At 63.9% G+C, this 5,223-nt stretch carries 3 protein-coding genes; 2 read left to right on the plus strand and 1 reads right to left on the minus strand.

Annotation, left to right across the window (positions count from 1 at the left end):
• Positions 1–74 precede the first annotated feature (74 nt).
• A complete protein-coding gene (locus ACQKPE_RS25680) occupies positions 75–1,037 on the minus strand; it encodes an NAD(P)H-quinone oxidoreductase (RefSeq protein WP_427669490.1) in 963 nt (320 codons plus the stop codon).
• Between the two features lie 140 nt (positions 1,038–1,177).
• On the opposite strand from ACQKPE_RS25680, the gene ACQKPE_RS25685 reads away from it, so the two are divergent.
• Both ACQKPE_RS25685 and ACQKPE_RS25690 read left to right on the plus strand, forming a co-directional pair.
• Positions 1,178–3,259 (plus strand): carboxy terminal-processing peptidase, encoded by a 2,082-nt coding sequence (locus ACQKPE_RS25685; RefSeq protein WP_427669492.1) that lies wholly within the window; start codon positions 1,178–1,180, stop codon positions 3,257–3,259.
• Between the two features lie 114 nt (positions 3,260–3,373).
• On the plus strand, positions 3,374–5,128 hold the full coding sequence (locus ACQKPE_RS25690; RefSeq protein ID WP_427669494.1) for a phosphodiesterase: 1,755 nt from the start codon (positions 3,374–3,376) through the stop codon (positions 5,126–5,128).
• Positions 5,129–5,223: the final 95 nt, after the last annotated feature.

Raw genomic sequence — 5,223 nt, forward strand, 5'->3', positions numbered from 1 at the left:
GGCAAGCCCGCCCCTACAGGGATTGTGCTGAACCCTGTAGGAGCGGGCTTGCCCGCGAAGAGGCCGGCACAGACCTAGACCAATGCCGGATCGATCACCAACACCAGCTTCCCCGCCACCTGGTTACTGGCCAGCTCCGCATACGCCGCCTCGGCGAACGCTACCGGGTAGGTGTCGACCAACTGCGCCGACAACCGCCCCTCGGCGAACAGCGGCCACACCTGCTGCGCCAGCTCGCGCAGCAACTCGGCCTTGAACCCATCGTCACGGTTGCGCAAGGTCGAGCCGGTGATCTCCAGACGCTTGCCCAGTACCAGCGCCAGGTCCAGTTCGACCTTGCGCCCGCCCATCAGGCCAATGATCACCCAGCGCCCATCACGCGCCAGTAGCTTGAGGTTCAGTTCACCATAGCCTGCGCCGACCGGGTCAAGGATCACATCGAACGGCGCAAAGCCCTCCAGTGCTTCCAGATCATGGTTTCGCACCGCACCGCCCGTCGCGCCCAGTGCCTCGCAGTAAGCCAGCCGCTCGGGGGAGCCGACACTGACCCAGACCGGGTTGCCAAAGGCCTTGCACAGCTGGATCGCCGCCGAGCCCACGCCGCTGGCGCCAGCATGCACCAGTACCTTCTCACCCGGCTTCAGGCCGCCGAGCTGGAAGATGTTCAACCAGGCCGTGGCGTACACCTCAGGGATAGCCGCTGCCTCGTGCAGGCTCAGGCCTTCAGGCACCGGCAACACATGACGTGCATCGACCACCACTTCCTCGGCCATGCCGCCACCGGCCAGCAAGGCACACACGCGGTCACCGACGCGCCAGTCGGCACCGGCGCCAACCTCTTCGATCACTCCCGCGCACTCCAGCCCCAGGTACGGGCTGGCACCCGGCGGCGGCGGGTAGAGGCCGGCACGTTGCAGCAGGTCGGCACGGTTCAACCCCGCAGCAGCCACGCGTATGCGCACCTGCCCTGCATCGCAGGCCGGGCGCTCGGCCTCGACCCAGGCAACATGTCCGTCAACGCCTTGCAATGCCTTCACAGTGCCTCCATAGTTGAGTCATGACTGAGCCTGGGAACGCTTGCCCCAGGCTTTTTGCAGTATTTGGCCGGTTCCATGGAACCGGCGAACGGAAAAGACGGCCTACTATGCGTGATCAATTGCCCACACGTCGAATCAGCATGAAGCATTTCCTCCCCAGCACTGCCCTCGCGATGATGATCGGTCTCGGCAGCCTCGCGCTCGGTGGCAATGCGGCCGCCGCCAACAAGTGGGAAAGCCTGCAGCCGGACCGTGACGAAATCGTCGCCAGCCTCAACGTGGTCGAGCTGCTCAAGCGCCACCACTACAGCAAGCCGCCGCTGGACGATGCGCGCTCGGTCATCATCTACGACAGCTACATCAAGCTGCTCGACCCTGCACGCAGCTACTTCACCGCCGCCGACATCGCCGAGTTCGACAAGTGGAAGACCCAGTTCGACGACTTCCTCAAAAGCGGTAACCTCGACCCCGGCTTCACCATCTACAAGCGCTACCTGAACCGGGTCAAATCGCGCCTGGACTTCGCTCTGGCGGAACTTGCCAAGGGCGCTGACAAGATCGACTTCAACGCCAAGGAAACCTTGCTGGTCGACCGCAAGGAGGCCCCTTGGGCGAAGAACGAGGCTGAGCTCGACGACCTGTGGCGCAAACGCGTCAAGGACGAAGTGCTGCGCCAGAAGATCGCCGGCAAGGACACCAAGCAGATCCAGGAAACCCTGACCAAGCGCTACAAGAACCAACTGTCGCGCCTTGACCAGACCCGCGCCGAAGACATCTTCCAGGCCTACATCAACACCTTCGCGCAGTCCTACGACCCGCACACCAACTACCTCTCGCCGGACAACGCCGAGAACTTCGACATCAACATGAGCCTGTCGCTCGAAGGCATCGGCGCGGTGCTGCAAAGCGACAACGACCAGGTCAAGATCGTGCGCCTGGTGCCGGCAGGCCCTGCGGCCAAGACCAAGCTGGTGGCACCGGCCGACAAGATCATCGGCGTGGCCCAGGGCGACAAGGAAATGGTCGACGTGGTCGGCTGGCGCCTGGACGAAGTGGTCAAGCTGATCCGCGGCCCGAAAGGCTCGGTGGTGCGCCTGGAAGTGATTCCGGCGAGCAACGCGCCAAACGATCAAACCAGCAAGATCGTGCCGATCACCCGTGAAGCGGTGAAGCTCGAAGAGCAGGCGGCGAAAAAATCGGTGCTCAAGCTCAAGCAGGATGGCCGCGACTACAAGCTGGGCATCATCGAGATCCCGGCCTTCTACCTCGACTTCAAGGCCTACCGCGCGGGCGACCCGGACTACAAGAGCACCACGCGCGACGTGAAGAAGCTGTTGACCGAACTGCAACAAGAGAAGGTCGACGGCGTGGTCATCGACCTGCGCAACAACGGCGGCGGCTCGCTGCAGGAAGCCACCGAACTCACCAGCCTGTTCATCGAGAAAGGCCCGACGGTGCTGGTACGCAACAGCGACGGCCGCGTGGACGTGCTCGAGGACGAGAACCCCGGCGCCTTCTATAAAGGCCCGCTGGCGCTGCTGGTCAACCGCCTGTCGGCTTCGGCCTCGGAGATTTTCGCTGGCGCCATGCAGGACTACCACCGCGCCTTGGTCATCGGTGGCCAGACCTTCGGCAAGGGCACCGTGCAGACCATCCAGCCGCTCAACCACGGCGAGCTGAAGCTGACACTGGCCAAGTTCTACCGCGTCTCCGGCCAGAGCACCCAGCACCAGGGCGTACTGCCGGACATCGACTACCCGTCGATCATCGACACCAAGGAAATCGGCGAAAGCGCGCTGCCTGAAGCCATGCCATGGGACACTATTCGCCCTGTGGTACGCCCGGCCGCCGACCCGTTCAAGCCGTTCCTGGCCCAGCTCAAGGCACGCCATGACGCGCGCAGCGCCAAGGACCCGGAGTTCGCCTACATTCGCGACCGCCTGGCCCTGACCCAGAAGCTGATGAACGAGAAGACCGTCAGCCTCAACGAACAGGACCGCCGCACCCGCCACGATGAAATCGAGGCCAAGCAACTGGCGCTCGAAAACGTGCGGCGCAAGGCCAAGGGCGAAGAGCCGCTCAAGGAACTGAAGAAGGAAGACGAGGACGCGCTGCCTACCGAACCAGACGACACCAAGCCGGAAGACGACGCCTACTTGTCCGAAACCGGGCGCATCCTGCTCGACTACCTGAGCCTGAGTTCGTCGGTGGCCAAGAAGTGAAATCGGGTGATGGCAAAATAGTGTGACCTGTCATCAAACAGTCATTGCACTGTCGTGAAATAGAAGGGCCGGACGTGAAGAACGTCTGGCCTTTTCATTTTCAGGAAGCCGTCCATGACCGTCACCGAACAGCTCAGCGCATTGGGCGCCATTCTGGCTCAACGTAGCGTCCACAGCCTGTTCCAACCGATTGTCTGCCTGACCGAACGGCGCATTCTGGGGTACGAAGCGCTCAGCCGTGGGCCATCCAACAGCCCGCTGCACTCGCCCCTGAACCTGTTCGCCATCGCCCGCCATGCCGGACGCCTGGGTGAGCTGGAGGCACTGTGCCGGGAAACCGCCTGTCGGCGTTTCAGCGAACTGGGGCTCGAGGGCAAGCTGTTCCTCAACGTCTCGCCGGAGTCCTTGCTCGAGCCGCACTACCCGTCCGGGCGCACGCTGAAAATGCTCGAGCAGGTCGGCCTGTCGCCGAGCCGGGTGGTGATCGAGCTGACCGAGCAGACCCCCACCGACGATTTCCAGCTGCTCTCCACCGCCCTGCACCACTACCGCGACATGGGCTTTTCGATTGCCCTGGACGACCTTGGCGCAGGCTACTCCAGCCTGCGCCTGTGGTCGGAACTGCGCCCCGACTACGTGAAGATCGACCGGCACTTCATCGATGGCATCCACCAGGACCCGCTCAAGCGCGAGTTCGTCGGCTCCATCCTGCAAATCGCCCGAGCGTCGCGGGCCCAGGTGATCGCCGAGGGCATCGAGCTGGGCGAAGAGCTGTCGGTACTGAGCGAAATGGGCGTGCACCTGCTGCAAGGCTACCTGCTAGGCCGCCCGCAAGAGTTTCCGTTGCGTGAAGGCCTGGGGCTGCCAGTGCCGGCAGCGGGCAATACCCTGGCGCCGAGCGAGGATGGCGGCGACCTGGCCGCGCTGCTGATCGAGCAGCCGGCGGTGCCTCTGAACACCGCCACCCTGCAGGTGCTGGAGGCGTTCCGTCGCCAACCCAACCTCAACTCCCTGGCGGTGCTCGACGAGCAGGGCCAGCCCTGTGGCATCGTGCACCGCCACTCGTTGGCCGACGCCCTGCTCAAGCCCTTTGGCACCGACCTGTTCGCACGCAAGCCGATCAGCCGACTGATGAGCGAAGACTTCCTCGCTGTCGAACGTGGCCAGTCGTTGCAGCAGGTCAGCCGCTTGCTCACCAGCCGCGCCCGGCAGCGTATCGAGGAAGACTTCATCATCACCCTGGGTGGACGTTACCTGGGCATGGGCCGGGTGATCGACGTGCTCAAGCTGATCACCGAGCAGAAGATCCAGCAGGCGCGCTACGCCAACCCGCTGACCCTGCTGCCGGGCAACGTGCCGATCCAGCAATGCCTGGCACGCCTGCTGGAGCAGGGCCGCGAGGCGGCCGTGTGCTACGTGGACATCGACAGCTTCAAGCCCTTCAACGATATCTATGGCTATGCCCGTGGCGATGAAGTGCTGCTGTGCCTGGCGCAGTGCCTGAACGAGAGCGTCGACCCGGCCCAGGACTTCGTCGGGCATATCGGCGGCGACGACTTCATGCTGGTGCTTGGCTCGGCCAACTGGCGCGAACGCCTGGATGGGTTGATCGAGGCGTTCCTGGGGCAATGCCGGCGCTTCTATCGCAGCGAGCACCTGGAGGCGGGGTGTTTCATCGCCCATAACCGCCAGGGCCAGCGCGAGACCTTCCCGCTGCTGTCGCTATCGATCGGTGTGGTGTGGTTGCGTCGCGAGGCCTGCGATGGGCTGGATGCCGGGCAACTGGCCGACCTGGCTTCGCAGGCCAAGCGTCAGGCCAAAGATACCGCTGGGTCGAGCCTGAGCCTGATAGATACGCGGCCACTGTAGATCGGCACTGCCTGATTCGCGGGCAAGCCCGCTCCTACAGGGCTCTCTACCATTCCTGTAGGAGCGGGCTTGCCCGCGAATCAGGCGACACCGAT

Origin of the sequence: Pseudomonas sp. NPDC089554 (assembly GCF_050280645.1) — a bacterium.
Lineage (GTDB): Bacteria > Pseudomonadota > Gammaproteobacteria > Pseudomonadales > Pseudomonadaceae > Aquipseudomonas.